Raw genomic sequence first — 25,109 nt, 5'->3', positions numbered from 1 at the left:
CTTTCGCCCCGGCATGGCCGCCGGGCGAAGCGCCAGCCTGCGCCTTCGTGGCGGACGTGGCGGCGCAACCAATGGCCTGTTCGTCAGCAATCAAGCAAGCGTTCGACACGCCTGCAACGCAAGGAGACAGCGATGGCAGCGATGCGAGGGAACTGGAAGGGATTGGCCGCGGCTGCGGCAATGGCGTTTGGCGTGTATGCCTGCACGGCCACTGCGGCGGTGCCGCTCCCGTCGCTGGGCGCAAACCCGGCGGAGGTGAGCGTGTCCGGCCTCTCGGCGGGCGGCTTCATGGCCGTGCAATTGCACGTGGCCTATTCGGCCACCTTCAAACGCGGTGCCGGCGTGGTGGCCGGCGGGCCGTACTACTGCGCAGAGGGCTCGGTGGTCAATGCCACAGGGCGCTGCATGGCGCACAGCACCAGCATCCCGGTGTCGACGCTCGTGAGCACCACCAACAGCTGGGCCGCCAGCGGCGCGATCGACCCGGTGTCGAACATGACCGCGTCGAAGGTGTACCTGTTCTCCGGCACGTCGGACAACACGGTCAAGCCCGCGGTCATGGGTGACCTGAAGACCTACTACCAGAGCTTCGTGCCCGCGGCCAACACGGTCTACAAGAACAACATCGGCGCCGGCCACGCGATGGTCACCGACGACTTCGGCGCCGCCTGCAGCACCACCGCCGCACCCTACATCAACAACTGCGGCTTCGACCTCGCGGGCGAGATCCTGCAGCATCTGTATGGGCCGCTCAACCCGCGCAACAACGGCGCGCTGGGTGGCACGTTCACCGAGTTCAACCAGTCGGAGTTCATCTCCGGCCACGGCGTGGCAGCTACCGGCTGGATCTACGTGCCGCAGGCCTGCACCACCGCGTCGTGCCGCGTGCACATGGTGCTGCACGGCTGCAAGCAGAACTACACCGACGTAGGCGACCAATATGTGCGCAAGACCGGCTACAACCGCTGGGCCGACACCAACAACATCGTGCTGATCTATCCGCAGACCAGCACCGCGGCCACCAACAGCTGCTGGGACTGGTGGGGCTACGACAACGCGAACTATGCGAAGAAGTCGGGCCCGCAGATGGCGGCGCTCAAGGCCATGGTCGATCGCGTGACCGGCTCCGGCGGCGGCTCGGCACTGCCGGCGCCCACCGGCGTGGGCACATCCGGCGCGACCAGCAGCAGCATGGTGATCGGATGGAATGGCGTCTCCGGCGCCAGCGGCTACAACGTCTATCGCGGCGGCAGCAAGGTCAACGCCGCGCCGGTGGCCGGCACCAACTACACCGACAGCGGACTGGCCGCGTCGACCACCTACAGCTGGACCGTGGCGGCATTGGACGCCAGCAATGCGCAAGGTGCGATGTCGGCCGCGGCCACGGGCACCACGCTTGCCGGCAGCGGTGGCGGCGGCACCTGCTACACCGCCAGCAACTACGCGCACACCGTGGCCGGGCGTGCCTACGCGCTGTGGGGCCTCACCTATGCCTACGGTTCCGGGCAATCGATGGGGCTGTGGAACATCTACGTCACGACCACGCTGAAGCAGACCGGCCCGAACTACTACGTGATCGGCAGCTGTTGAGCCGATCTGCACCACTTTCATTTGCAATGACCAACGATGCTTGAGACGAAAGACCTGACCATTCGCTTCGGCGGGCACGTGGCCGTCAACAGCGTGAGCTGCGCCTTCGCGCCGGGCACGCTGACGGCCATCGTGGGCCCCAACGGCGCGGGCAAGACCACGTACTTCAACCTGATCTCGGGCCAGCTCAAGGCGAGTGCGGGCACGGTGTCGCTCGACGGGCATCTGCTGTCGGGCCTGTCGCCGTCGGCGCGCACGCACGCGGGGCTGGGACGGGCCTTCCAGCTCACGAATCTGTTCCCGAACCTCACAGTGCTGGAGAACGTGCGCCTGGCGGTGCAGGCCACGCGCGAGGGTCCGCACCGCCGTGGGCTCAACCTGTGGAGCATCTGGAGCGACCACAAGGCGCTGACCGAGCGCGCCGATCAGATCCTGGCCGATGTGGCGCTGAAGTCGCGCGAGCTCGCGACCGTGGCCAGCCTGCCGCACGGCGACCAGCGCAAGCTGGAGGTGGCGCTCCTGATGGCGCTCGAGCCCAAGGTCTTCATGTTCGACGAACCCACGGCCGGCATGAATGCCGCCGAGGCACCCGTCATCCTCGACCTGATCCGCAAGCTCAAGCAGGACAAGACCAAGACCATCCTCCTGGTCGAACACAAGATGGACGTGGTGCGCGAACTCGCGGACCGCATCATCGTGCTGCACAACGGCACGCTCGTGGCCGATGGCGAGCCGGCCGAGGTGATTGCCTCGCCGGTGGTGCAGGAGGCGTACCTCGGCATCGCGAAGGAGGCGGCTGCATGAAGGCGTTGATGAATTTCTCCCTCCCCCGCTGGGGGAGGGCAGGGGTGGGGGCAAGCGGCCTTCACACCGCCGCGGCCCTTCAAGCGCCGCATGCCCCCATCCCAACCTTCCCCCGGAAGGGGAAGGAGCAAGACCGATGACAACGCAGAACCTCCTGACACTCGAAGGCGTGCACACGCACATCGGGGCGTACCACATCCTCCATGGCGTCGACCTTGCGGTGCCCAAGGGCCAGCTCACCATGCTGCTGGGCCGCAACGGCGCAGGCAAGACGACCACGCTGCGGACCATCATGGGCCTGTGGCATGCGTCGCAGGGCCGGGTGCGCTTTGGCGACAAGGACATCGCCGCCATGCACACGCCGCAGATCGCCGAGCTTGGCATCGCCTACGTGCCGGAGAACATGGGCATCTTTTCCGACCTGACGGTGAAGGAGAACATGCTGCTCGCCGCGCGCGGCGCCAAGAACGCCGCGCAGATCGACGACACGCGGCTGAAGTGGATTTTCAAGCTGTTTCCCGCCGTCGAGAAGTTCTGGAACCATCCCGCCGGCAAGCTCTCGGGCGGTCAGAAGCAGATGCTCGCCGTGTCGCGCGCCATCGTCGAGCCGCGCGAGCTGCTGCTGATCGACGAGCCCAGCAAGGGCCTCGCGCCCGTGATGATCAACAACATGATCGATGCGTTTGGCGAGCTCAAGCGCAGCGGCGTGACGATCCTGCTGGTGGAACAGAACATCAACTTCGCCCAACGCCTGGGCGACAACGTCGCGGTGATGGACAACGGCCGCGTGGTGCACAGCGGCGGCATGGCGGCGTTCTCCGCGGATGCGCAATTGCAGCAATCGCTGCTGGGACTCGCCCTATGAAGTATTCGATGACTTGTCCCCTCTCCCTCTGGGAGAGGGCTAGGGTGAGGGCAGGCGGCCTGTGCAATGGCCGTGCCCTCATGTTGGCGCCGCTGGCCCTCACCCCAACCCTCTCCCAAAGGGAGAGGGAGCAAGAAAAGGGAGCGCAGCAATGAAGGCACTCGACTTCGACTGGAAGCCGCTGCTTCTCGCGCCCATCCTCGCGCTGGCCGCGCTGCCGCTCACGGGCTCGTTCTCGACCTGGCTCACGCTCACGGTCGCGGGCTTGGCGATGGGCATGATCATCTTCATCATCGCCTCGGGCCTCACGCTGGTGTTCGGGTTGATGGACGTGCTCAACTTCGGCCACGGCGTGTTCATTGCGCTCGGCGCGTTCGTGGCCAGCAGCGTGCTCGGCCTGATGGGCGACTGGACCGGTTCGGGCGAACTGTGGCGCAACCTCGTCGCCGTGTTTCCGGCCATGCTGGTCGCGATGGTGGTAGCTGGCGCGGTGGGGCTGGCCTTCGAGCGCTTCATCGTTAGGCCCGTGTACGGCCAGCACCTGAAGCAGATCCTCATCACGATGGGCGGCATGATCATCGGCGAAGAGCTCATCAAGGTGATCTGGGGACCGGCCCAGGTGCCGCTGCCGCTGCCCGAAGCCTTGCGCGGCTCGCTGCTGATCGGCGATGCGGCCATCAGCAAGTACCGCCTGCTCGCGGTGGCGGTGGGCATCGTGGTGTTCGGCCTGCTCGCATGGACGCTGAGTCGCACCAAGATCGGCCTCCTGATCCGCGCCGGCGTGCAAGACCGCGAGATGGTCGAGTCGCTCGGCTACCGCATCGGCCGGCTGTTCGTCGGTGTGTTCGTGGTGGGCAGCGCATTGGCCGGGCTGGGCGGTGTGATGTGGGGGCTGTTCCAGCAGAACCTGGTGCCGCAGATGGGCGCGCAGGTCAACGTGCTGATCTTCATCGTGATCATCATCGGCGGGCTGGGCTCGACGGGCGGGGCGCTGATCGGCGCGCTGCTGGTGGGGCTCATGACCAACTACATCGGCTTCCTGCTGCCCACGCTCACGCAATTCGCGAGCATCCTGCTGATGGTGGCGGTGCTGCTGTGGCGTCCGCAGGGCGTGTACCCGGTTGCCAACCGCTGAGAAGGAAGAAGCCGCCATGTTCCTGAAACGACTTCTCTCCAATGACACGCCCAAGAGCCGCCTGCTGGCGCTGCTGCTGGTGGCGCTGTTCATCGCGCTGGCCTTCGCGCCTTTCATCTTCCCGGGCGTGAAGGCGCTCAGCGTTGCGGCCAAGATCCTGGTGTTCGTGGTGCTGGTCGCAAGCTTCGACCTGCTGCTGGGCTACACCGGCATCGTGAGCTTTGCGCACACCATGTTCTTCGGCATCGGCGCCTACGGCATCGCCATCTCCGCCACGCGTCTCGGGCCCAGCTGGGGCGCGGTGCTGCTCGGGCTCGGCGCGTCGCTCGCAATCTCGCTGGTGCTCTCGTTCGCCATCGGGCTGTTCTCGCTCAGGGTGCGCGCGATCTTCTTCGCAATGATCACGCTGGCGGTGGCCTCGGCCTTCCAGACGCTGGCTTCGCAGCTGTCGGATTTCACGGGCGGCGAAGACGGGCTTACCTTCAAGCTGCCCGAGCTGATTTCGCCGAGCTTCGAGTTCTCCGAAGAGCCTTTCCTCGGCGTCTCGCTCGACGGCCGGCTGCTGTGCTACTACCTGCTGTTCGTGGCGGCGGTGGTGCTGGTGCTCGCGCTGCTGCGCATTGTCAATTCGCCCTTCGGCCGCGTGCTGCAGGCCATCCGCGAGAACGAGTTCCGCGCCGAGGCCATCGGCTACCGCGTGGTGGTGTACCGCACCACGGCAGCCGTGCTGTCGGCGCTGTTTGCCACGCTGGCCGGCGCCATGCTCGCGATCTGGCTGCGCTACAACGGGCCCGACACCTCGCTGAGCTTCGAGATCATGATCGACGTGCTGCTGATCGTGGTGATCGGCGGCATGGGCACGATCTACGGCGCGGCCATCGGCGCGGTGCTGTTCGTGGTGGCGCAAAGCTACTTGCAAGACCTGCTGCGCGTGGGCAGCGAGGCCGCGAGCGGGCTGCCATGGCTCGCGGCGCTGCTGTCGCCCGACCGCTGGCTGCTGTGGCTGGGGGTGCTGTTCGTGCTCTCGGTCTATTACTTTCCGACCGGCATCGTCGGCAAGCTGAGGGCGAGGGCTGCACGATGAGCAACGATCTTCCCGTTCCGGTTTCCCGCTACGCCCAGCTCGCGGGCCGCGAAGTCCACTGGCTCGATTGGGGCGCGCCCGACGCGCCGGTGATCATCGCGTGGCATGGCCTCGCGCGCACCTGCCGCGACATGGACGAGCTGGCCCAGCACTTTGCCGCGCGCGGCTTCCGCGTGATCTGCCCCGACACCATCGGCCGCGGGCTGAGCCAGTGGAGTCCGCTGCCCGACGAGGAATACCAGCTCTCGTTCTACGCCCGCATGGCCGCCGCGCTGTGCGACGAGCTGCGCCTGGGCCGCGTGCACTGGGTCGGCACCTCGATGGGCGGGGCCATCGGCACGGTCTGCGCGTCGGGCCTGTTCGAGCCGCGCATGAGGGCGCGCATTGCGAGCCTCACGCTCAACGACAACGCGCCGCAGCTCGCGCAGGCGGCCATCGAGCGCATCCGCGCCTATGCCGGCGAGCCGCCCGCATTCGACACCGTGGCCGAGCTCGAGCTTTTCTTTCGCACCGTCTACAAGCCCTACGGCTGGCTCAGCGATGCGCAATGGCGCCGTTTGACCGAGAGCTCCACCCGCCGCCTGCCCGACGGCCGCGTGACGCCGCATTACGACCCGGCCATGGTCCGGCAGTTCAGCGCGCACGACAACGACTACCTGATCTGGCCGCACTACGACGTCATCGAAGTGCCGGTACTGTGCCTGCGCGGCGCGGAATCGGACCTGGTGCTGCCCGAGGTCACGCAGCAGATGCAGCAGCGGGGCCCGGGCACTGCCGGGTTGCTGAAGGTGATCGAAATCCAGGGGTGCGGCCACGCGCCCGCGCTCAACGTGCCGGAACAACTGGATCTGGTTGAAGGGTTTATCCGGGCCGCCGGCCGCTAGGCGCGAGTCGGCGAGACAATCGCCGCCGATTCCAACCACAAGGATTTACCCATGGCGCTTTCGATGTACGACCTGTCCGTGCCGGTCTTCTCCCGCGGGCTCGGCCAACTCACCCATGTGCTCGAGAAGAGCCTGGCGCACGCCAAGGCCAACGACATCGACCCGGCGACGCTCGTGGACGCGAGGCTCGCACCCGACATGATCACGCTGGCCGGGCAGATCCAGCGCGCCAGCGATGCGTCGAAGCTCGGCGTGGCGCGCATCTCGGGCATCACGGCACCGAGCTTTCCCGACGAGGAAAAGACGTACGACGAACTGCTGGCCCGCATCGCGAAGACACAGGATTTTCTCGCTACCGTGGACCGCACGCTGATCGACGGCCAGGAGGAACGCCCCGTCACCATCAAGGCGCGCGAAGGCGAGGCGCACTTCACCGCGCAGCGCTACCTTTTGCAATTCGCGTTGCCCAATTTCTTCTTCCATGTGACCACAGCCTACGACGTGCTGCGCCACAAGGGCATGCCCATCGGCAAGATGGACTACCTGGGCAAGTTCTAAGTACCGGTGGGGCGCTGCGTGGGCCAGCCCGCGAGGTTGCGTTCGGCAATCCCCGCCAGCGCGGTGATCCAGGCCGGGCTGTCGTTGAGGCAGGGGATGTAGCTGAAGGCTTCGCCACCGGCATGCATGAAGGCCTCGCGGCCTTCCATCGCAATTTCTTCCAGCGTCTCGAGGCAGTCGGCCGGAAAGCCGGGGCACACCACGTCGACCCGCTTGACGCCGCTTGCGCCGAGTTCGCGCAGGGTGGGTTCGGTATAGGGCTCGAGCCACTTGGCGCGGCCGAAGCGCGATTGAAAGGTGACGCGATGCCGTGCCGCTGAAAGGCCGAGCCGCGCCGCGAGCAGGCGCGCGGTTTCGAGGCACTGCGCCTGGTAGGGATCGCCGAGCGCGATGTTGCGCGCCGGAATGCCGTGGAAGCTCATCAGCAGCACCTCACCGCGGCCTTCGGTCTTCCAGTGGCGCTCGATGCTTTGCGCAAGCGCCTCGATGTAGGCCGGATCGTCGTGGTACTGGTTGACGAAACGGAACTCCGGAATGCGGCGCTGGCGGCGGCTCCAGTCGTTCACCGCATCGATCACGCTGGCCGTGGTGGTGGCCGAGTATTGCGGATAGGCCTGCAGCACCAGCACGCGCGCTGCGCCTTCGGCCTGCAGCGCATCGAGCCGCGAAGCGATCGAGGGGCTGGCATAGCGCATCGCATCGCGCACCGCCACGCGATGCCCACGTTCACCGAGCCAGCCGGCGAGCAGGGTGGCTTGCTTCTGCGTCCACACTTTCAGCGGCGAGCCCTCGGCCATCCAGATGCTCGCGTATTTGGCGGCCGACTTGGCGGGCCGCACGCGCAGGATGATGCCGTGCAGGATCAAGGCCCAGAGCAGCTTCGGAATCTCGACCACGCGCGGATCGCCAAGAAACTCCGCAAGATAGGACCGGACGGCGGCCGTGGTGGGGGCATCGGGTGAGCCCAGGTTGCACCAGAGTACGGCGGTACGCGAGGCGATGGAACTGTTGTTCCCGTTGTCTTGAGGCATGCGATATTCTCGGGCATGACTTCCGTTTTCACGGCGCCGGCAGGCGCCGAGCCACTCGACATCAAGCGCATCTCGGCGATCTCGCTCGATCTGGACGACACCCTCTGGCCGATCTGGCCGACCATCGAGCGTGCCGAGACCGTGCTGCAGGAATGGCTGCTGCGCGAAGCACCCAAGACCGCGTCGCTGCTGCTGAACCCGGGCGTCCTGCGCGAGCTGCGCGAAGCCACCGCCAAGGAACGGTCGGATCTGGCGCACGACCTGAGCGCGCTGCGCCGCGAATCGATCCGCACGGCACTGAAGCACGCGGGCGAAGACCCGGCGTTGGCCGATCCGGCCTTCGATGCCTTCTTTGCCGAACGCCAGCGCGTGACCTTGTACGACGATGCGCTGCCGGCCCTCAAGTGGCTCAGCGAACGCTATCCGCTGGTGGCCATTTCGAATGGCAATGCGGACATCCACCTGACCGGCGTGGGCCGTTGGTTTCGCACCGCGTTCAATGCGCGCGCCTTCGGCAGCGGCAAGCCGCATGCGCCGATCTTCCGCGCCGCGGCCGCGTCGGTCGGCCTGCTGCCGAAGGACGTGCTGCACGTGGGCGACGACGCTGAACTGGACGTGGTCGGCGCGCTCAACGCCGGCATGCAGGCGGCCTGGCTGGTACGCGACGAGCGGCCGTGGGTGCACGGCGCGCGTCCGCAACTGATCGTGCCGAACCTGCACGCGCTGTGCGTGGCGCTCGGCGCTTGAGTTCCCGCCTTACGAGAACACGGGCCGGAAGAAGCTGCGCTCGTAGCTCAGGATGCAGCGGGTGTCCTCGGCGTACTTGAAGGCAGCCTGGCACTCGGGGTCCTGCATCGAATCGGCGCGGTACTGCTCGTAGGCGGCGAAGCTCGGAAAACTGAACATCGCGAGCGCCACGTTGTTCGCGCCCTCCGAGGGCAGGAAGTAGCCGTGGTGCTGGCCGCCGAATTTCTCGACCAGCGGGATCCAGAGCTTGCCGTAGTGCTCGAATTCCTTGAGCTTGTACGGATCGACGATGTAGCGCAGGTAGCAGGTGACCATGTTTCTTTCCGGGACCGGATGGTTGTGGGGCGCAGCCTCCGCGGCGGCGGGCTTGTCGGACTTTTCAATCCACTGCGAACTGCTCGCGAAACGCAGCGCAGAAGTCGGCCGTGCCGCTGAGCGAGAAGGTCACGATATCGAGGTTCGGCTCTTCGCGGGCCTGCTGCAGGTCGAAGTCCCACATCGCGCCGTCGTCCAGCGCGCCGCGCGCATCTGGAAAGGCCGAGTCGGCCCAGGCCAGGACCCGTGCAATCTCGGCCAGCGCTTCGCGCGTTTTTTCGGGCACGGTCGAGGCCATCGCGTCGAAGGTGCCGTGGCCTTCGGTGTCTTCGCTGTAGTCGAAATCCAGGTAGCGCAATTCGGTCATGGTGATGTCAGTGCCTTGGCGGCGGCCAGTCCGCTCAGGACCGCGCCTTCGAGCGTTGCGGGGTAGGGGCCTTCGGTGTAGTCGCCGCAGGCCTGCAGGCCGGGGGCGATGGCCGCGGGCGGCCGCGCGAGTCCGGGCGTGCAGGCAAAGGTGGCGCGCTTCTCGACCACGGTCTGCACGGGTTGCAGCGCGGTCTGGCCCAACTGGGTCGCGGCCTGTGCCATGGCCTGGTGTTCCAACGCCTCGCGCGGAGTTTCGTTCGCGCTGACGACCATGGCAAGCACGCCCTCGGGGCCGCCAAGCTGGCCGCGGTCGAACACAAACTGCGCCGGTGCGGTGTCGGGACGGCTGCGCAGCGCCAGCATCGGTTCCGCAAGCGGCGTGGCGCCTCGCACATAGACCGTGGCAATGGCTTCGAAGCGCAGCGCCTCGGTGGTCTCGCACCAGCGGTGCGCCGGCGGGCCGGACAGGCCGGACGCGCGAACGAGCCGCGCGGCGTCCCACGGCGCACAGGCCAGGACGACGCGGTCGAAGCGCTCGCCGTCGACTCGCCATGCCCCACCCTCGGGCCAGATCGCGTGCACGCGGATGCCGATGCGCAGCGTGGCGTCGTGCTTCGCGAGCCACGCCAGGGCCGCATCGGGAAAAAGCCCGCCGAGGTCGACGCGCGGCAGCAACAGGTCGGCGCCGCCGCTGCCGCTGAAGAGCGCGTCGTGCAGCACCCGCAGGAACACTTCGCCGCTCGACTGATCGACCGGCGTGTTGAGCGCCGAGACGCACAGGGGCTCGATCAGCTCTTCCATCACGCGCGGCGTGAGGCCGGTGCAGAGCGTGGCCACACTGGTGCCCGGGTCGCAGCGAAACCCGCGCAGGCGCCATTGCACGGCGGTGCGCAGCAGGGTGGACTTGTCCCGCCACGTCCAGCCGCGTGCCGTGAAAATGCCGGCCAGCAGATCGAGCGGCGCCGGCAGTCGCGGCAGCTTCAGCCCGCCGCCGTCGGCAAAGCGCAGCGACAGCGGCAGCCGGAGCAGGGCCTGTTCCACATCGACGCCCAACTCGCGCATCAGCTTCAAGGTGGCGGTGTAGGCGCCGATGAGGATGTGCTGCCCGTTGTCCAGCGTCAGCCCATGCATGTGGTCGACGCGGCGCGCGCGACCGCCCGCCATGTGCGCGGTTTCGAACAGCGTCACGGCATGGCCGAGCCGCGTGGCTTCGACGGCGCAGGCAAGGCCAGCCCAGCCGGCGCCGACGACGGCGGTTTTCAAATGCTCCCCAGCGCCTGGACTTTCCACGCCAGCCAGAACTTGCGCACGGGCGTCAGGCTCACGCGCTGGTTCAGCACCTGGAAGTCGTCGCGCTCGATCTCGCGCAGCAGGGTGCGGTAGATGCTGGCCATCATGAGGCCGGGTTTTTGCGCGCGGCGGTCCGCGGCGGGCAGCAGGGCGAGGGCTTCGTCGTACGCCGCGTGCGCGCGTTGGGCCTGGAACTTCATGAGTGCCACGAAGCGTTCCGAATGCACGCGGTTGAGAATCTCGTGCGCCTTGACGTCGAACTTCTGCAGTTCGTTCACGGGCAGGTAGATGCGGCCGCGCAGCGCGTCCTCGCCCACGTCGCGAATGATGTTGGTGAGCTGCAGCGCGAGCCCCAGCTTGTGCGCGTAGGCGGTGGTCTGCGGATCGGTCTGGCCGAAGATGCGCGCCGCGACTTCGCCGACCACGCCGGCCACCAGGTGGCAGTAGCGCGCAAGGCCCGGAAAGTCCAGGTAGCGGGTCTGGTCGAGATCCATCTGGCAGCCGTCGATCACCTCGTTGAGCTGCCTGGGCTCGATGCCGTAGGCGGCGGCATGAGGCACCAGCGCCTGCATCACGGGGTGGCGCGGCGGGCCGGAGAACGACTGCGCCACCTCGGTGCGCCACCAGGCGAGCTTGGTGGCCGCCACGCCGGGGTCGCTGACCTCGTCGACCACGTCGTCGATCTCGCGGCAGAAGGCATAGAACGCCGTGATCGCGGCACGCCGCGGCTTGGGAAGAAACAGGAACGCGTAATAGAAACTGCTGCCCGAGGCGGCGGCCTTGTCTTGTACGTATTGCTCGGGAGTCATCGGAGGGGCGCTTTCATGGGCGGCAATTGTCTCCGCATCCGCAGGGCGCGCCAGGCCAGCAAGGGCGCATCGGTCTTGCCGATCGTGGGGCGTTGCGAGAAGGTGTCGAAGCCCAGGTCTTCGATCTTGTCGAGAATGCGCAGGCCGCCCTGGACGACGAAGCGCAGCTCCCAGCCGGCGCGGCCCGGCAGGCGGTGGACCAGCGGGGCGCCCTGGGCCATGAGTTCGCGCGCCCAGGCGCTTGCGACCGCGATCAGGTTGATGGCTTCCTGCGGAGGCGGCGCATCGGCCAGCGGCATGAAGGCCTTGAAGCTCTCGCGCGTCAGGCCGCGCCGGGCGCAGTCGGCCAGCGGCGGATAGAAGCGGCCGCGGGGCAGGTCCACGCTCGGGTCCTGCCAGAAATTGATGAGTTGCAGGGCGCTGCAGATGGCGTCGCTTTGCGTCAGCGCCTCGGCATCGTTCACGCCGTACAGGTGCAGCAGCAGGCGGCCGACCGGGTTGGCGGAGCGGCGGCAGTAGTCGAGCAGCTCGGCGCGGTCGGCGTAAGTTCCTCTGCCCTGCGTCTTCTCGATGTCCTGCATGAAGGCGCTCAGCAGGTCGGCGAGCAATTCCTCGGGCAGTGCGAACTGCGCGATGCTGTGCGCCAGCGGGCCGAACACGTACGGCCAGCGCGAGGCGGCCGGCACGTTGCCGCGCGCGGCGGCGCGCAGCTCCTCGCGATAGGCACGGAGGTCGGCCAGCCGCTGGTCGGGCGAGGCGTCGCCTTCGTCCGCGATGTCGTCCGCGGTGCGCGCGAAATGGTAGATCGCGGCAATGGGCGGTCGCAGATGAGGCGGGCACAGCCAGGAGGCCACGGGAAAATTCTCGTAATGCGCCGGCGGCGCGGCAATGTGGGATGGTTCAGGCACGCGGCGATTGTCCGCGACACCTGCCGCGCACTATGCTCGCGGCGTCACCCTCCAATCGAAGCTCACGATTTCATGAACGCACAGGCACAGGTTCCCGCTGCCCAGAGTCCAACGCACGGCGAGGCGTCTTCTGCGGCGGGGCCGGGCCTGATGATCGCGGCGCTGGGCGTGGTGTTTGGCGACATCGGCACATCGCCGCTCTATGCCTTCAAGGAAACGCTGAACCCCGAGCACGGCGTGGGGTTCACGCCCGATACGGTGCTGGGCCTGCTCTCGCTCATCTTCTGGGGCTTGATGTTCGTGGTCACGCTCAAGTACGTGGTGTTCGTGCTGCGCGCCGACCACGACGGCGAGGGCGGCATTCTTGCGCTGCAGGCGCTTGCCCGCAGCGCGGCTGGAGGCTCGCAGACCCGGCCGTGGCTGTGGAATGCCATCGGGGCGCTCGGCCTGGTGGGCGCGGCCATGTTCTACGGCGACAGCCTGATCACACCGGCCATTTCCGTGCTGTCGGCGGTCGAGGGGCTGGAGGTGCAGGCACCCGTGCTGCAGCGCGCGGTGATCCCGATCACCATCCTCATCCTGCTTGGGCTTTTTGCCGTGCAGCGCAAGGGGACCGGCGCGGTGGGCAAGGTGTTCGGGCCAGTCATGTTGTTGTGGTTCGGGGTGCTGGCCCTCGCAGGCGGCTGGCAAGTACTGCAGCATCCGCAGGTGCTGGCGGGGCTCGACCCGCGCCGCGCCATCGGCTTCCTGGTCGAGCACCGGCTGCAGTCGCTGGCGGTGCTGGGCGCGGTATTTCTTGCCTTTACCGGCGGCGAAGCGCTGTACGCCGACATGGGGCACTTCGGCACGCGGGCGATCCGGCTCGCCTGGCTCTTCATTGCGCTGCCGGGGCTGGTGCTGAACTATTTCGGCCAGGGTGCGCTGGTGCTGGCCGACCCCGCGGCCGTCGACAACCCGTTCTTCCGGCTCTTTCCCGCCTGGGGCGTTTTGCCGATGGTGGTGCTGGCCGCCATGGCCACCGTGATTGCCTCGCAGGCCGTGATCTCGGGCGCCTTTTCCTTGACGGCCCACGCCATGCGCATGGGCTACCTGCCGCGCATGCGGGTGGTGCAGACCTCGGGCTCGGCCATCGGCCAGATCTACGTGCCGGTGGTCAACTGGCTGCTGATGACCGGGGTGCTGCTGCTGGTGCTGGGCTTTCGCAGTTCGGGGGCGTTGTCGGCGGCGTACGGCATTGCGGTGTCGGTCACGATGGTGACCACCACGCTGTTGGCCGGCGTCGTGGCCTGGGGGCTCTGGCGCTGGAACAGGGTGGCGGTGGTGCTCGGAGTGGTGGCATTTGCCGTGGTCGACCTGACTTTCGTGGCGGCCAACAGCCTCAAGGTGGCTGAAGGCGGGTGGCTCACGCTGGCCGTGGCGGCCGGGGTGATGGTGCTTTTCACGACCTGGGCCAAGGGACGCCGACTGGGGCTGGAGGCCGCCGCGGCCGAAAGCCTGCCGCTCAAGCCTTTCTTCGAATCGCTGGCGCTCGACATGCCGCACCGCGTCAGGGGCACGGCGGTGTTCCTGAATGCCGACGCCACGGCGGTGCCCCACGCCTTGCTTCACAACCTCAAGCACAACCAGGTCCTGCACGAGCAGGTGGTCGTGCTGCGGGTACTGGCTTGCGACACCCCGCGTGTCGATGCGGGCATCCGCATCGAGGCCGAGCACCTGATGGATGGCATCTGGGTGGTCACGGCGCGGCACGGCTTCATGGAGCGGCCCGACGTGCCCGAGTTCATGCGGATATTCGCCTACCAGAAGGGGCTGGCTATCGATTCCATGAAGACCTCGTACTTCGTTTCGCGCGCGTCGGTCGGGGAAGAAAACCTTCCGGGCATGAACCCCGTGCGCCGCGCGCTCTTCGGCTGGCTGCAACGCAACGCGGGCAGGGCGTCCGACTATTTCGAGCTTCCGGACAACCGTCTGGTCGAGATGGGCCAGAGAACCTAGCGAATCTTCGAACTCCGCGATTGACAGTCCTGGAGGTTTACCCTAGATTACTAACCAGTGGGTCAGTAATGACCAGGTTCGACCTTTCCAGGGTGTCTCATGACCGCCTCCTCCGGCTTTTCTCCTGCCCGCGGCGCCATTGCATGGCTGCTGCTTCCCGCCTTGTTCCTGGCCGGCTGTTCCCAGTCGAAACCAGCCGAGGAACCCGTGCGCGCGGTCAAGCTGGTGACGGTGGGCACCAGCGACTTCGATGCCCAGCCCGAGTTCTCGGGCGAGGTTCGGGCCCGTGTCGAATCGCGCCTGGGCTTTCGCGTGGCCGGCAAGATCACCAAACGCCAGGCCGAACTCGGCCAGCACGTGCAGGCCGGCCAGGTGCTGGCCCAGCTCGATCCGCAGGACTACCGGCTGGCGGCTGAAGCGGCGCGCGCCCAACTCGCCGCGGCGCAGACCAACCGCGATCTCGCGGCGGCGGACCTCAAGCGCTACCGCGAACTGCGCGAGCAGAACTTCATCAGCGGCGCGGAGCTGGAACGCCGCGAGTCCACCTGGAAGGCGGCCCAGGCCCAGCTCGAGCAGGCGCAGGCCCAGCTTTCGTCGCAGGGCAACCAGGCCAGCTACACCACGCTGGTCGCCGACGTGGCCGGCATCATCACCGCCATCGAGGCCGAGCCGGGTCAGGTGGTGCAGGCCGGCACGCCGGTCGTTCGCATCGCGCAGGACGGCGCGCGCGACGTGGTGTTTGCGGTGCCCGAAGACCGAGCCGCGCTGATCAAGCCCGGTTCGCCGGTCACGGTGCGCGGCTGGTCGGGCGGCACCGAACTGCAAGGCCAGGTGCGCGAAGTGGCGGCCAGCGCCGACGCGGTTACGCGCACCTATTCGGTCAAGGTGGCGATCGACGCGGCCACTTCGCCGGCGCTCGGCGCCACCGTCTATGCCCGTCCGCAGGCACTGGCGCGCGCCGGCGGCGTGGTCATGAAGCTGCCGACCAGCGCGCTGCGCCAGGAAGGCAAGGGCACCTCGGTCTGGGTGCTGGACAAGGCGACCATGACCGTGCGTTCGCAGGCCGTGCAGGTGGCCACGGCCGACGGCAACGAGGCCGTGATCGGCGGCGGGCTCGCGCCCGGCATGATGGTCGTGGCCGCGGGCGTGCACGTGCTCTCGCCGGGACAGAAGGTCACCATCTACCAGAGCAAGGAGGCGGCCGCGGCAGCCGCCAACGCGAAGGAACCCGCGCCGTCCGCCGAGGCCGTTTCGGCCACGAAGAAGGAGATCGCAGCAGGTGCCGCCAAATGACGCAGGGCGCTGCGACCACCGACAAGCCCGCAGGCTTCAATCTCTCCAAATGGGCGCTGGACCACGCGCCCCTCACGCGCTACCTGATGGTGGTGCTGATGGTGCTGGGAGCCTTTGCCTACTTCCAGCTCGGCCAGGACGAAGACCCCCCGTTCACCTTCCGCGCCATGGTGGTGCGCACCTACTGGCCCGGCGCCACGGCGCAGCAGGTGGCCGAGCAGGTGACCGACAGGCTCGAGCGCACGCTGCAGGAGGCGCCCTATGCCGACAAGATCCGCAGCTATTCGAAGCCCGGCGAGTCGCAGATCATTTTCCAGATCAAGGACTCCTCCAAGCCCGGCGACGTTGCCAACGTCTGGTACACGGTGCGCAAGAAGATCGGCGACATCCGCAACACGTTGCCGGCTGGCATCCAGGGCCCGTTCTTCAATGACGATTTCGGCGATGTCTATGGCGTGATCTACGCGCTGGAGAGCGAAGGCTTCAGCTACGCCGAGCTCAAGACCCTGGCCGACGAAGTGCGCCAGCAATTGCTGCGCGTGAAGGACGTTGCCAAGGTCGACCAGTTCGGCGTGCAGGACGAAAAGGTCTACATCGAGATCTCGCAGAAGCGCCTGGCGCAACTGGGTCTGGACTTCAATGCGGTGCTGGCCCAGCTCGGCTCCCAGAACGCAGTGGAAAGCGCCGGCACGATCCAGTCGCCCGCCGACGTGGTGCAGGTGCGCGTGGCCGGGCAGTTCACCAGTGTCGAGCAGCTGCGCGAGATGCCGATCCGCGGCAGTTCGGGCAACCAGCTGAAGCTCGGCGACATTGCCGAACTTCGCCGCGGCTACGTCGATCCGCCGGCGGTCAAGGTGCACCACCAGGGCAAGGAGGTCATCGCGCTGGGCGTTTCCATGGCCAAGGGCGGCGACATCATTGCGCTGGGCGAGGCGCTGCGCGCCACCACGGCGACGATCGACCAGCGCCTGCCGGCCGGCGTCAAGCTGGCGCAGGTGCAGGACCAACCGGTGTCGGTGGCCAGCTCGGTGAATGAATTCGTCGGCGTGCTGATCGAGGCGGTGGCCATCGTGCTGGCCGTGAGCATCATCTCGCTGGGCCTGCACAAGGGCGGGCGCTTCGGCTGGTACATCGACATGCGCCCGGGGCTGGTGGTGGCCATCACCATTCCCCTGGTGCTGGCCGTGACCTTCCTGGCCATGAACTACTTCAACATCGGGCTGCACAAGATATCGCTGGGGTCGCTGATCATCGCGCTCGGCCTTCTGGTCGACGACGCGATCATCGCGGTCGAAATGATGGTGCGGAAGATGGAAGAGGGCTATGACAAGGTCCGCGCCGCCACCTTCGCGTACGACGTGACGGCCAAGCCCATGCTCACCGGCACGCTCATCACCGCCGCGGGCTTCCTGCCCATCGGCCTCGCCAAGTCGGTGACGGGCGAATACACCTTCGCGATCTTTGCAGTGACGGTGATTGCGCTGGTGCTGTCGTGGATCGTCTCGGTGTACTTCGTGCCTTACCTCGGCACGCTGCTGCTCAAGGTGAAGCCGCACGACCCCGATGCGCCGCCGCACGAGCTGTTCGACACACCGTTCTACAACACCTTCCGCCGCACGGTGAACTGGTGCGTGCAGCATCGCTGGCTGACCATCGGCGCCACGGTGCTGATCTTTGCGCTGGGCATCTTCGGCATGGGCAAGGTGCAGCAGCAGTTCTTCCCGGATTCGAGCCGGCCCGAGATCATGGTCGACATCTGGTTCCCCGAAGGCACCTCGTTCCTCGCGAACGAAGAGGTTGCCAAGCGGGTCGAGCAGCGCATCATGAAGGAAGAGGGCGTGAAGACGGTCAGCACCTGGATCGGCTCCGGCGTGCCGCGCTTCTACCTGCCGCTCGACCAGGTGTTTCCGCAGACCAACGTGTCTCAGCTCATCGTGCTGGCCAAGGACCTGAAGGTTCGGGAGAGCCTGCGCATCAAGCTACCGGCCCTGCTGGCGCAGGAGTTTCCTGAAGTGCGCGGCCGTGTGAAATTGCTGCCCAACGGGCCGCCGGTGCCGTACCCGGTGCAGTTCCGCGTCATCGGCACCGAGCCCGCGCAACTGCGCGCCCATGCCGACGAAGTCAAGGCCGTGCTGCGCGAGAACGCCAACATGCGCGGCGTGAACGACAACTGGAACGAATCGGTCAAGGTGATCCGTCTCGAGGTCGACCAGGCCAAGGCGCGCGCGCTCGGCGTCACCAGCCAGGCGATCGCACAGGCCTCCAAGACGATGTTCTCCGGCACCACGGTGGGCCAGTATCGCGAGAACGACCTGCTGATCGACATCGTGCTGCGCCAGTCGGCGGACGAGCGCGAGGCCATCTCGGACATCGGCAATGCCTATCTGCCCACCACGTCGGGCCGTTCGATTCCGCTGACCCAGATCGCGCGGCCGGTGTTCAGCTGGGAACCCGGCGTGATGTGGCGCGAGAACCGGGACTACGCCATCACGGTGCAGGGCGACGTGGTCGAAGGCCTGCAGGGCGCCACGGTGACCGAGCAGCTGCTGCCGAAGCTGCGTCAGCTCGAAGCCGGCTGGCACGCGGCCGGGCAGGGCGGATACCGCATCGAAGTGGCCGGCGCGGTCGAGGAAAGCAGCAAGGGCTCGACCTCCATCGTCGCGGGCGTGCCGATCATGCTGTTCGTGGTGTTCACCCTGCTGATGCTCCAGCTGCACAGCTTCAGCCGCTCGCTACTGGTGTTCATCACCGGCCCCATGGGCATTGCCGGCGTGGCCGGTGCGCTGCTGTTGCTGAACCGGCCGTTCGGCTTCGTGGCTCTCCTGGGCGTGATCGCGCTGATGGGCATGATCCAGCGCAACGCGGTGATCCTGATCGACCAGATCGAAAGCGACCGCGAGGCGGGCGTGCCGGCCTGGGACGCCATCGTCGAATCGGCCGTGCGGCGCCTCCGGCCGATCGTGCTCACGGCTGCGGCGGCCGTGCTGGCGATGATCCCGCTGTCGCGCAGCGTTTTCTGGGGGCCGATGGCCGTGGCCATCATGGGCGGCCTGATCGTGGCGACGGTATTGACCCTGCTGGCACTGCCGGCAATGTACGCCGCGGCGTTCCGCGTCAAGCGGGAGCCGAAAGAGCTTCCGATTAGCGCTTAAAATAGCAGGTTGACCGATTTCAGGCGGACGGTCTTTGGGCGGCGGATATCCGGTATCGGAGGTTCGCTGCACCAGGGCCGTCCGCCTTTGCATTCACCTGAAAAATTTGGCAAGCGCGGGTGGCGAAATTGGTAGACGCACCAGGTTTAGGTCCTGACGTTCGCAAGAACGTGCCGGTTCGAGTCCGGCCCCGCGCACCAGCCACACCCCTCACAAGGAAGACACCATGACCGTGACCGTTGAAACTCTCGAGAAGCTCGAACGCAAGATCACGCTGACCCTGCCGGTCGGCACCATCCAGTCCGAAGTCGATTCGCGCCTCAAGAAGCTCGCGCGCACCGTCAAGATGGACGGCTTCCGTCCGGGCAAGGTGCCGATGAACGTCGTGGCCCAGCGCTATGGCTACTCGGTGCACTACGAAGTCATGAACGACAAGGTCGGTGAAGCCTTCTCGCAAGCCGCCAACGAAGCCAAGCTGCGCGTGGCCGGCCAGCCCCGCATCACCGAGAAGGAAGAGTCGCCCGAAGGCCAGCTCGCCTTCGACGCGGTGTTCGAGGTGTTCCCCGAGGTCAAGATCAACGACCTGTCGGGCGCCGAAGTCGAGAAGCTCTCGGCCGAAGTGGGCGACGACGCGATCGACAAGACGCTCGACATCCTGCGCCGCCAGCGCCGCACCTTCGCCCAGCGCGCGCAAGACGCCGTGGCCCAGGACGACGATCGCGTGACGGTCGACTTCGAAGGCAAGATCGACGGCGAGCCCTTCCAGGGCGGCAAGGCCGAAGACTTCCAGTTCGTGGTCGGCGAAGGCCAGATGCTGAAGGAATTCGAAGACGCCGTGCGCGGCATGAAGGCCGGCGACAGCCGCACCTTCCCGCTGTCGTTCCCGGCCGACTACCACGGCAAGGACGTGGCCGGCAAGCAAGCCGACTTCATGGTCACCGTGAAGAAGATCGAGGCCTCGCACCTGCCCGAAGTCAACGAACAGCTCGCCAAGTCGCTCGGCATTGCCGAAGCCACGGTCGAAGGCCTGCGCGCCGACATCAAGAAGAACCTCGAGCGCGAAGTGAAGTTCCGCCTGCTGGCCCGCAACAAGAATGCCGTGATGGACACCCTGGTGGCCAATGCTGAGCTCGACCTGCCGAACGCCAGCGTGCAGTCCGAAGTGAACCGCATGGTCGAAGGCGCCCGCGCCGAGCTCAAGCAGCGCGGCATCAAGGACGCCGACAAGGCACCGATTCCCGACGAAGTGTTCCGTCCGCAAGCCGAGCGCCGCGTGCGCCTGGGCCTGGTGGTGGCCGAGCTGGTGCGCGCCAACAACCTGCAGGCCAAGCCCGAGCAGATCAAGGCCCACATCGACGAGCTGGCCGCCAGCTACGAAAAGCCGGCCGACGTGGTGCGCTGGTATTTCAGCGACAACAATCGCCTGGCCGAAGTCGAGGCTGTGGTGATCGAGAACAACGTGACCGAATTCGTGCTCGCCAAGGCCAAGGTCAACGAAAAGTCGGTGACGTTCGACGAGCTGATGGCGCAGCAGCAGGGCTGAGCGCCGCGCCGGGGGTCCGCCCCGCGCCTCCGCCCGCGACGCCAATGGGGCTTGTGCTTTGCGGCACGAGCCCCATTTCACTCAGGCGTACAGTCAAATACGAACAGCGAACGAACCCCTTCCGGAGAGCAAATCAATGAGCGCACAGGAAATCAAAGGCCTCGGCATGATCCCGATGGTCATCGAGCAGTCGGGCCGCGGCGAGCGGTCCTACGACATCTATTCGCGTCTTCTCAAGGAACGCATCATCTTCCTGGTGGGCGAGGTCAACGACCAGACCGCCAATCTCGTGGTGGCGCAGCTGCTGTTCCTGGAGAGCGAGAACCCGGACAAGGACATTTCGTTCTACATCAACTCCCCGGGCGGCAGCGTGAGCGCCGGCATGGCCATCTACGACACCATGCAGTTCATCAAGCCCGACGTGTCGACGATGTGCATCGGTTTTGCGGCCAGCATGGGCGCCTTCCTGCTGGCGGCCGGTGAAAAGGGCAAGCGCTTCTCGCTGCCCAATTCGAAGATCATGATCCACCAGGTGCTCGGCGGCGCGCGCGGCCAGGCCACGGACATCGAGATTCATGCCCGCGACATCCTGCGCACCAAGGACCAGATGAACCGCATCCTGGCCGAACGCACGGGCCAGCCGCTCGAAAAAGTCAAGTCGGACACCGAACGCGACTATTTCCTGACCGCTGACGAAGCCAAGGACTACGGCCTGGTCGACCAGGTCATTGCCAAGCGCGGTTGATCGGTAAAACCTGCGCCACGGCGCCGGTGGCGCCAAAAAGACAAAAACGGCGTTTTCCACAAGGGAAACGCCGTTTTTGTTTCGTTATCATTGTCCCTACCCCTTTACGAGGCACCTGTCCATGGCCGAAAAAAAAGGCTCCTCCAGCGAAAAAACGCTTTATTGCTCGTTCTGCGGCAAGAGCCAGCATGAGGTCAAGAAGCTGATCGCGGGCCCTTCGGTCTTCATTTGCGACGAGTGCATCGACCTTTGCAACGAAATCATCCGCGACGAGCTCCCGGCCGGTGAAGAGGCGCGCGAGGCGCGCAGCGACCTGCCCACGCCGCTGGAGATCAAGACCAACCTCGACAACTACGTGATCGGCCAGGAGCCGGCCAAGCGCATGCTGTCGGTGGCGGTCTACAACCACTACAAGCGCCTGCGCCACAAGGAAAAGGCCAAGGGCGACGACGTCGAGCTCAGCAAGAGCAACATTCTCCTGATCGGGCCCACGGGCTCGGGCAAGACGCTGCTCGCGCAAACCCTCGCGCGCATGCTCGACGTGCCCTTCGTCATGGCCGACGCCACCACGCTGACCGAAGCCGGCTACGTGGGCGAGGACGTCGAGAACATCATCCAGAAGCTGCTGCAAAGCTGCAACTACGAAGTCGAGCGCGCCCAGCGCGGCATTGTCTACATCGATGAAATCGACAAGATCTCGCGCAAGTCGGACAACCCCTCCATCACCCGCGACGTGTCGGGCGAGGGCGTGCAGCAGGCGCTCCTGAAGCTCATCGAAGGCACCATGGCCAGCGTGCCGCCCCAGGGCGGGCGCAAGCACCCGAACCAGGACTTCCTGCAGATCGACACGACCAACATCCTGTTCATCTGCGGCGGCGCCTTTGCCGGCCTCGAGAAAGTCATCGAAAACCGCACCGAGGCCTCGGGCATCGGCTTCGGCGCCTCGGTCAAGAGCAAGGCGCAGCGCAGCATCACCGAGGTGTTCCGCGAAGTCGAACCCGAAGACCTGATCAAGTTCGGCCTGATTCCCGAGCTCGTGGGCCGCATGCCCGTGGTGGCCTCGCTGGCCGAGCTCAGCGAAGACGCGCTGGTGCAGATCCTGACCGAGCCCAAGAACGCCGTGGTCAAGCAGTTCACCAAGCTGCTGCAGATGGAAGGCGTCGACCTGGAGATCCGCCCCGCGGCGCTCAAGGCGATTGCGCGCAAGGCGCTGGCACGCAAGACCGGCGCGCGCGGGTTGCGCTCCATCCTCGAACAGTCGCTGATCGACACCATGTTCGAGCTGCCGAATGCCACCAACGTCGACAAGGTTGTGGTCGAAGAATCCACAATCGATGAAAACAAGCCGCCGCTGCTCGTGTACCGCGAAGCGGCCAAGAAGGCCTGAGTGAACGCGGCGCCGGCTCTTCTCACCGAGGCTTCCGGCGCCTTCGACAAAGAACGGGTGCACGGGCTTGAAATGCCCGCAGGCCCATCCATCTTTGCCTGATCAATCAAAGGATATTCATGTCCGGTCATACCCCCCTGCCTGCCGACGCGATCGACCTGCCGCTGCTGCCGCTGCGCGACGTTGTCGTGTTTCCCCACATGGTGATTCCGCTTTTCGTGGGGCGCCCCAAGAGCATCAAGGCACTCGAGCTGGCCATGGAGGCCGAGCGCCGCATCATGCTGGTGGCGCAGAAAGCCGCCGCCAAGGACGAGCCCTCGGTCGAGGACATGTTCGAAGTCGGCTGCGTCTCCACCATCCTGCAGATGCTGAAGCTGCCCGACGGTACCGTGAAGGTGCTGGTCGAGGGCCAGCAGCGCGCCCGCGTGAACCGCATCGACGACGGTGAAACCCATTTCACGGCCAACGTGACGCCGGTCGAGGCGCCCGAAGGCGGCGAGAAGGGCACCGAGGTCGAGGCGTTGCGCCGTGCGGTGATGCAGCAGTTCGATCAGTACGTCAAGCTCAACAAGAAGATCCCGCCAGAGATCCTCACCTCGATCTCGAGCATCGACGATCCGGGCCGCCTGGCCGACACCATCGCGGCCCATCTGCCGCTGAAGCTCGACAACAAGCAGGCCGTGCTCGACCTGGCCGACGTCAAGTCGCGCCTGGAGAACCTGTTCGGCCAGCTCGAACGCGAAGTCGACATCCTCAACGTCGACAAGAAGATCCGTGGCCGCGTGAAGCGCCAGATGGAAAAGAACCAGCGCGACTTCTATCTCAACGAGCAGGTCAAGGCGATCCAGAAGGAGCTCGGCGAAGGCGAAGAGGGCGCGGACATCGAGGAGATCGAGAAGAAGATCAAGCTCGCCAAGATGCCGAAGGAAGCGCTCAAGAAGGCCGAGGGCGAGCTCAAGAAGCTCAAGCTGATGTCGCCGATGTCGGCCGAAGCCACCGTGGTGCGCAACTACATCGACGTGCTGGTGGGCCTGCCCTGGAGCAAGAAGACCAAGATCAAGCACGACCTGGCCAACGCCGAGGCGGTGCTCAATGCCGACCACTACGGCCTGGAGAAGGTCAAGGACCGCATCCTGGAATATCTCGCGGTGCAGCAACGCGTCGACAAGGTCAAGGCGCCCATCCTGTGCCTCGTGGGCCCACCGGGCGTGGGCAAGACCTCGCTCGGGCAGTCGATCGCCAAGGCGACCGGCCGCAAGTACACCCGCATGGCGCTCGGCGGCATGCGCGACGAGGCCGAGATTCGCGGCCATCGCCGCACCTACATCGGCGCGCTGCCGGGCAAGGTGCTGCAGGGGCTGAACAAGATCGGCACGCGCAATCCGCTGTTCCTGCTCGACGAGATCGACAAGCTGGGCACCGACTTCCGCGGCGATCCGTCGAGCGCGCTGCTCGAGGTGCTCGACCCGGAGCAGAACCACACCTTCGGCGACCACTACGTCGAGGTCGACTTCGACCTCTCCGACGTGATGTTCGTCGCCACCTCCAACTCGATGAACATCCCGCCGGCGCTGCTCGACCGGATGGAAGTCATCCGCCTCTCGGGCTACACCGAGGACGAGAAGACCAACATCGCGATCAAGTACCTGCTGCCCAAGCAGATGAAGAACAACGGCGTGAAGGAAGACGAGTTGCTCGTCTCCGAAGAAGCCGTGCGCGACATCGTGCGCTACTACACGCGTGAGGCCGGCGTGCGTTCGCTGGAGCGCGAGCTCTCCAAGATCTGCCGCAAGGTAGTGAAGGGCCTGCTGCTCAAGCAGATGACGCCGAAGGTTACGGTGGACGGCGCCAACCTCAACGAGTTCCTGGGCGTTCGCAAGTACAGCTTCGGCCTGGCCGAGAAGCAGAACCAGGTCGGCCAGGTGGTCGGTCTGGCGTGGACCGAAGTGGGCGGCGACCTGCTCACCATCGAGGCCGTCACCATGCCCGGCAAGGGTGTGATCAGCCGCACGGGTTCGCTCGGCGACGTGATGAAGGAATCGGTCGAGGCCGCGCGCACGGTTGTGCGCAGCCGCTCGCGACGCCTGGGCATCAAGGACGAGGTGTTCGAGAAGCGCGACATCCACATCCACGTGCCCGATGGCGCAACGCCCAAGGACGGCCCGAGCGCGGGCGCCGCGATGACCACCGCCTTCGTGTCGGCGCTGACGGGCATCCCCGTGCGTGCCGACGTCGCCATGACCGGCGAGATCACGCTGCGCGGCGAGGTCACGGCCATCGGCGGCCTGAAGGAAAAGCTGCTCGCAGCGCTGCGCGGCGGCATCAAGACCGTGCTGATTCCCGAAGAGAACGCGAAAGACTTGCAGGACATTCCCGAGAACGTGAAGAACGGCCTCGAGATCGTGCCGGTGAAGTGGATCGACAAGGTCCTGGAGATCGCGCTCGAGAAGATGCCCGAGCCGTTGTCCGACGAGGAAGTCGCGGCCTCCGCCGCTGCCGTGGCCGAGCTGGCCAAGCAGCGCGGAACGCAGGCCTCTGAGGGCTCCGTCAAACATTGATTGGCGGAACTTGCCGAGCCCCGAAAAAGTGTTCTATAATTCGAGGC

The 25,109-nt window shown here is 66.2% G+C and carries 21 protein-coding genes and 1 tRNA gene; 16 read left to right on the top strand and 6 right to left on the bottom strand.

Translation table 11 applies throughout. From position 1 onward, the window contains the following. The first annotated feature begins 132 nt into the window (after nt 1-132). From ACJ7Z0_RS05415 to ACJ7Z0_RS05385, 7 genes are all read left to right on the top strand, one after another. Nucleotides 133-1,590, top strand: coding sequence for an extracellular catalytic domain type 2 short-chain-length polyhydroxyalkanoate depolymerase (locus ACJ7Z0_RS05415; protein ID WP_434789002.1), 1,458 nt, complete (start codon nt 133-135; stop codon nt 1,588-1,590). 36 nt (nt 1,591-1,626) lie between these two features. Next, nucleotides 1,627-2,394: an ABC transporter ATP-binding protein gene (locus ACJ7Z0_RS05410; RefSeq protein ID WP_434789001.1), complete on the top strand. Its 768-nt coding sequence runs from the start codon at nt 1,627-1,629 to the stop codon at nt 2,392-2,394. Between the two features lie 136 nt (nt 2,395-2,530). Continuing rightward, complete coding sequence (locus tag ACJ7Z0_RS05405; RefSeq protein WP_434789000.1) at nt 2,531-3,259, top strand: ABC transporter ATP-binding protein; 729 nt, start codon at nt 2,531-2,533, stop codon at nt 3,257-3,259. A gap of 151 nt (nt 3,260-3,410) precedes the next feature. Continuing rightward, nucleotides 3,411-4,394 (top strand): branched-chain amino acid ABC transporter permease, encoded by a 984-nt coding sequence (locus tag ACJ7Z0_RS05400; protein ID WP_434788999.1) that lies wholly within the window; start codon nt 3,411-3,413, stop codon nt 4,392-4,394. Nucleotides 4,395-4,410: 16 nt separating this feature from the next. Continuing rightward, nucleotides 4,411-5,478, top strand: a complete 1,068-nt coding sequence (locus tag ACJ7Z0_RS05395) for a branched-chain amino acid ABC transporter permease (protein WP_434788998.1) — start codon at nt 4,411-4,413, stop codon at nt 5,476-5,478. Continuing rightward, the gene (locus ACJ7Z0_RS05390) at nt 5,475-6,362 is read left to right on the top strand and encodes an alpha/beta fold hydrolase (protein ID WP_434788997.1); all 888 of its coding nucleotides are present in this window, start codon (nt 5,475-5,477) and stop codon (nt 6,360-6,362) included. The genes ACJ7Z0_RS05395 and ACJ7Z0_RS05390 overlap by 4 nt, the downstream gene beginning before the upstream one ends. A 51-nt stretch (nt 6,363-6,413) precedes the next feature. After that, complete coding sequence (locus tag ACJ7Z0_RS05385; RefSeq protein ID WP_434788996.1) at nt 6,414-6,920, top strand: DUF1993 domain-containing protein; 507 nt, start codon at nt 6,414-6,416, stop codon at nt 6,918-6,920. On the opposite strand, the gene hemH is transcribed toward ACJ7Z0_RS05385, so the two are convergent. Beyond that, nucleotides 6,917-7,951, bottom strand: coding sequence for a ferrochelatase (hemH, locus tag ACJ7Z0_RS05380; protein ID WP_434788995.1), 1,035 nt, complete (start codon nt 7,949-7,951; stop codon nt 6,917-6,919). The two genes, ACJ7Z0_RS05385 and hemH, sit on opposite strands and share 4 nt — an antisense overlap. 15 nt (nt 7,952-7,966) lie before the next feature. Here hemH and ACJ7Z0_RS05375 point away from each other — a divergent pair, with 15 nt between their 5' ends. Next, a complete protein-coding gene (locus tag ACJ7Z0_RS05375) occupies nt 7,967-8,698 on the top strand; it encodes an HAD family hydrolase (protein WP_434788994.1) in 732 nt (243 codons plus the stop codon). Between the two features lie 9 nt (nt 8,699-8,707). Here the strand turns inward: ACJ7Z0_RS05375 and ACJ7Z0_RS05370 are convergent, their stop codons facing one another. The 5 genes from ACJ7Z0_RS05370 to hpnC all read right to left on the bottom strand — a co-directional run bounded on the left by ACJ7Z0_RS05370 (nt 8,708) and on the right by hpnC (nt 12,389). Further along, on the bottom strand, nt 8,708-9,013 hold the full coding sequence (locus ACJ7Z0_RS05370; protein WP_434788993.1) for an NIPSNAP family protein: 306 nt from the start codon (nt 9,011-9,013) through the stop codon (nt 8,708-8,710). A gap of 64 nt (nt 9,014-9,077) precedes the next feature. Then, a complete protein-coding gene (locus ACJ7Z0_RS05365; RefSeq protein WP_434788992.1) occupies nt 9,078-9,380 on the bottom strand; it encodes a hypothetical protein in 303 nt (100 codons plus the stop codon). Then, a complete protein-coding gene (gene hpnE / locus ACJ7Z0_RS05360; protein ID WP_434788991.1) occupies nt 9,377-10,645 on the bottom strand; it encodes a hydroxysqualene dehydroxylase HpnE in 1,269 nt (422 codons plus the stop codon). The genes ACJ7Z0_RS05365 and hpnE overlap by 4 nt, the downstream gene beginning before the upstream one ends. Beyond that, entirely contained in the window at nt 10,642-11,481 is an 840-nt protein-coding gene (gene hpnD, locus ACJ7Z0_RS05355; RefSeq protein WP_434788990.1) for a presqualene diphosphate synthase HpnD, read from the bottom strand. The genes hpnE and hpnD overlap by 4 nt, the downstream gene beginning before the upstream one ends. Next, nucleotides 11,478-12,389, bottom strand: coding sequence for a squalene synthase HpnC (gene hpnC, locus ACJ7Z0_RS05350; protein ID WP_434788989.1), 912 nt, complete (start codon nt 12,387-12,389; stop codon nt 11,478-11,480). Before hpnC ends, hpnD begins: the two co-directional genes overlap by 4 nt. A gap of 150 nt (nt 12,390-12,539) precedes the next feature. Between hpnC and ACJ7Z0_RS05345 the strand changes: the two genes are divergently transcribed. From ACJ7Z0_RS05345 to lon, 8 genes are all read left to right on the top strand, one after another. Further along, nucleotides 12,540-14,384, top strand: a complete 1,845-nt coding sequence (locus ACJ7Z0_RS05345) for a potassium transporter Kup (RefSeq protein ID WP_434792613.1) — start codon at nt 12,540-12,542, stop codon at nt 14,382-14,384. Between the two features lie 99 nt (nt 14,385-14,483). After that, on the top strand, nt 14,484-15,677 hold the full coding sequence (locus tag ACJ7Z0_RS05340) for an efflux RND transporter periplasmic adaptor subunit (protein ID WP_434788988.1): 1,194 nt from the start codon (nt 14,484-14,486) through the stop codon (nt 15,675-15,677). Next, a complete protein-coding gene (locus ACJ7Z0_RS05335) occupies nt 15,674-18,829 on the top strand; it encodes an efflux RND transporter permease subunit (protein WP_434788987.1) in 3,156 nt (1,051 codons plus the stop codon). Before ACJ7Z0_RS05340 ends, ACJ7Z0_RS05335 begins: the two co-directional genes overlap by 4 nt. A 113-nt stretch (nt 18,830-18,942) precedes the next feature. Then, a tRNA-Leu gene (locus ACJ7Z0_RS05330) sits at nt 18,943-19,029 on the top strand. A gap of 26 nt (nt 19,030-19,055) precedes the next feature. Continuing rightward, nucleotides 19,056-20,372: a trigger factor gene (gene tig, locus ACJ7Z0_RS05325; RefSeq protein ID WP_369655829.1), complete on the top strand. Its 1,317-nt coding sequence runs from the start codon at nt 19,056-19,058 to the stop codon at nt 20,370-20,372. A 136-nt stretch (nt 20,373-20,508) separates the two neighbouring features. Then, a complete protein-coding gene (gene clpP / locus ACJ7Z0_RS05320; protein WP_369655830.1) occupies nt 20,509-21,117 on the top strand; it encodes an ATP-dependent Clp endopeptidase proteolytic subunit ClpP in 609 nt (202 codons plus the stop codon). 121 nt (nt 21,118-21,238) lie between these two features. Next, nucleotides 21,239-22,504, top strand: coding sequence for an ATP-dependent Clp protease ATP-binding subunit ClpX (gene clpX / locus ACJ7Z0_RS05315; RefSeq protein WP_012747621.1), 1,266 nt, complete (start codon nt 21,239-21,241; stop codon nt 22,502-22,504). A 119-nt stretch (nt 22,505-22,623) separates the two neighbouring features. Next, nucleotides 22,624-25,062: an endopeptidase La gene (gene lon, locus ACJ7Z0_RS05310; protein ID WP_431130907.1), complete on the top strand. Its 2,439-nt coding sequence runs from the start codon at nt 22,624-22,626 to the stop codon at nt 25,060-25,062. Nucleotides 25,063-25,109: the final 47 nt, after the last annotated feature.

The organism is Variovorax palleresanus (genome assembly GCF_051144945.1).
GTDB classification, from domain to species: domain Bacteria; phylum Pseudomonadota; class Gammaproteobacteria; order Burkholderiales; family Burkholderiaceae_C; genus Variovorax; species Variovorax paradoxus_S.
Note: the sequence above shows the minus strand (reverse complement) of the source record. Positions and strands in the feature narration are given on the sequence as shown.

Coding starts and splice junctions, on each gene's coding strand:
- hemH (WP_434788995.1), bottom strand. CDS start 7,951: ATGCCTCAAGACAACGGGAACAACAGTTCCATCGCCTCGCGTACCGCC.
- lon (WP_431130907.1), top strand. CDS start 22,624: ATGTCCGGTCATACCCCCCTGCCTGCCGACGCGATCGACCTGCCGCTG.
- clpX (WP_012747621.1), top strand. CDS start 21,239: ATGGCCGAAAAAAAAGGCTCCTCCAGCGAAAAAACGCTTTATTGCTCG.
- ACJ7Z0_RS05365 (WP_434788992.1), bottom strand. CDS start 9,380: ATGACCGAATTGCGCTACCTGGATTTCGACTACAGCGAAGACACCGAA.
- hpnD (WP_434788990.1), bottom strand. CDS start 11,481: ATGACTCCCGAGCAATACGTACAAGACAAGGCCGCCGCCTCGGGCAGC.
- ACJ7Z0_RS05410 (WP_434789001.1), top strand. CDS start 1,627: ATGCTTGAGACGAAAGACCTGACCATTCGCTTCGGCGGGCACGTGGCC.
- ACJ7Z0_RS05370 (WP_434788993.1), bottom strand. CDS start 9,013: ATGGTCACCTGCTACCTGCGCTACATCGTCGATCCGTACAAGCTCAAG.
- ACJ7Z0_RS05400 (WP_434788999.1), top strand. CDS start 3,411: ATGAAGGCACTCGACTTCGACTGGAAGCCGCTGCTTCTCGCGCCCATC.
- ACJ7Z0_RS05395 (WP_434788998.1), top strand. CDS start 4,411: ATGTTCCTGAAACGACTTCTCTCCAATGACACGCCCAAGAGCCGCCTG.
- ACJ7Z0_RS05405 (WP_434789000.1), top strand. CDS start 2,531: ATGACAACGCAGAACCTCCTGACACTCGAAGGCGTGCACACGCACATC.
- clpP (WP_369655830.1), top strand. CDS start 20,509: ATGAGCGCACAGGAAATCAAAGGCCTCGGCATGATCCCGATGGTCATC.
- ACJ7Z0_RS05385 (WP_434788996.1), top strand. CDS start 6,414: ATGGCGCTTTCGATGTACGACCTGTCCGTGCCGGTCTTCTCCCGCGGG.
- ACJ7Z0_RS05375 (WP_434788994.1), top strand. CDS start 7,967: ATGACTTCCGTTTTCACGGCGCCGGCAGGCGCCGAGCCACTCGACATC.
- ACJ7Z0_RS05335 (WP_434788987.1), top strand. CDS start 15,674: ATGACGCAGGGCGCTGCGACCACCGACAAGCCCGCAGGCTTCAATCTC.
- tig (WP_369655829.1), top strand. CDS start 19,056: ATGACCGTGACCGTTGAAACTCTCGAGAAGCTCGAACGCAAGATCACG.
- ACJ7Z0_RS05415 (WP_434789002.1), top strand. CDS start 133: ATGGCAGCGATGCGAGGGAACTGGAAGGGATTGGCCGCGGCTGCGGCA.
- ACJ7Z0_RS05340 (WP_434788988.1), top strand. CDS start 14,484: ATGACCGCCTCCTCCGGCTTTTCTCCTGCCCGCGGCGCCATTGCATGG.
- ACJ7Z0_RS05390 (WP_434788997.1), top strand. CDS start 5,475: ATGAGCAACGATCTTCCCGTTCCGGTTTCCCGCTACGCCCAGCTCGCG.
- ACJ7Z0_RS05345 (WP_434792613.1), top strand. CDS start 12,540: ATGATCGCGGCGCTGGGCGTGGTGTTTGGCGACATCGGCACATCGCCG.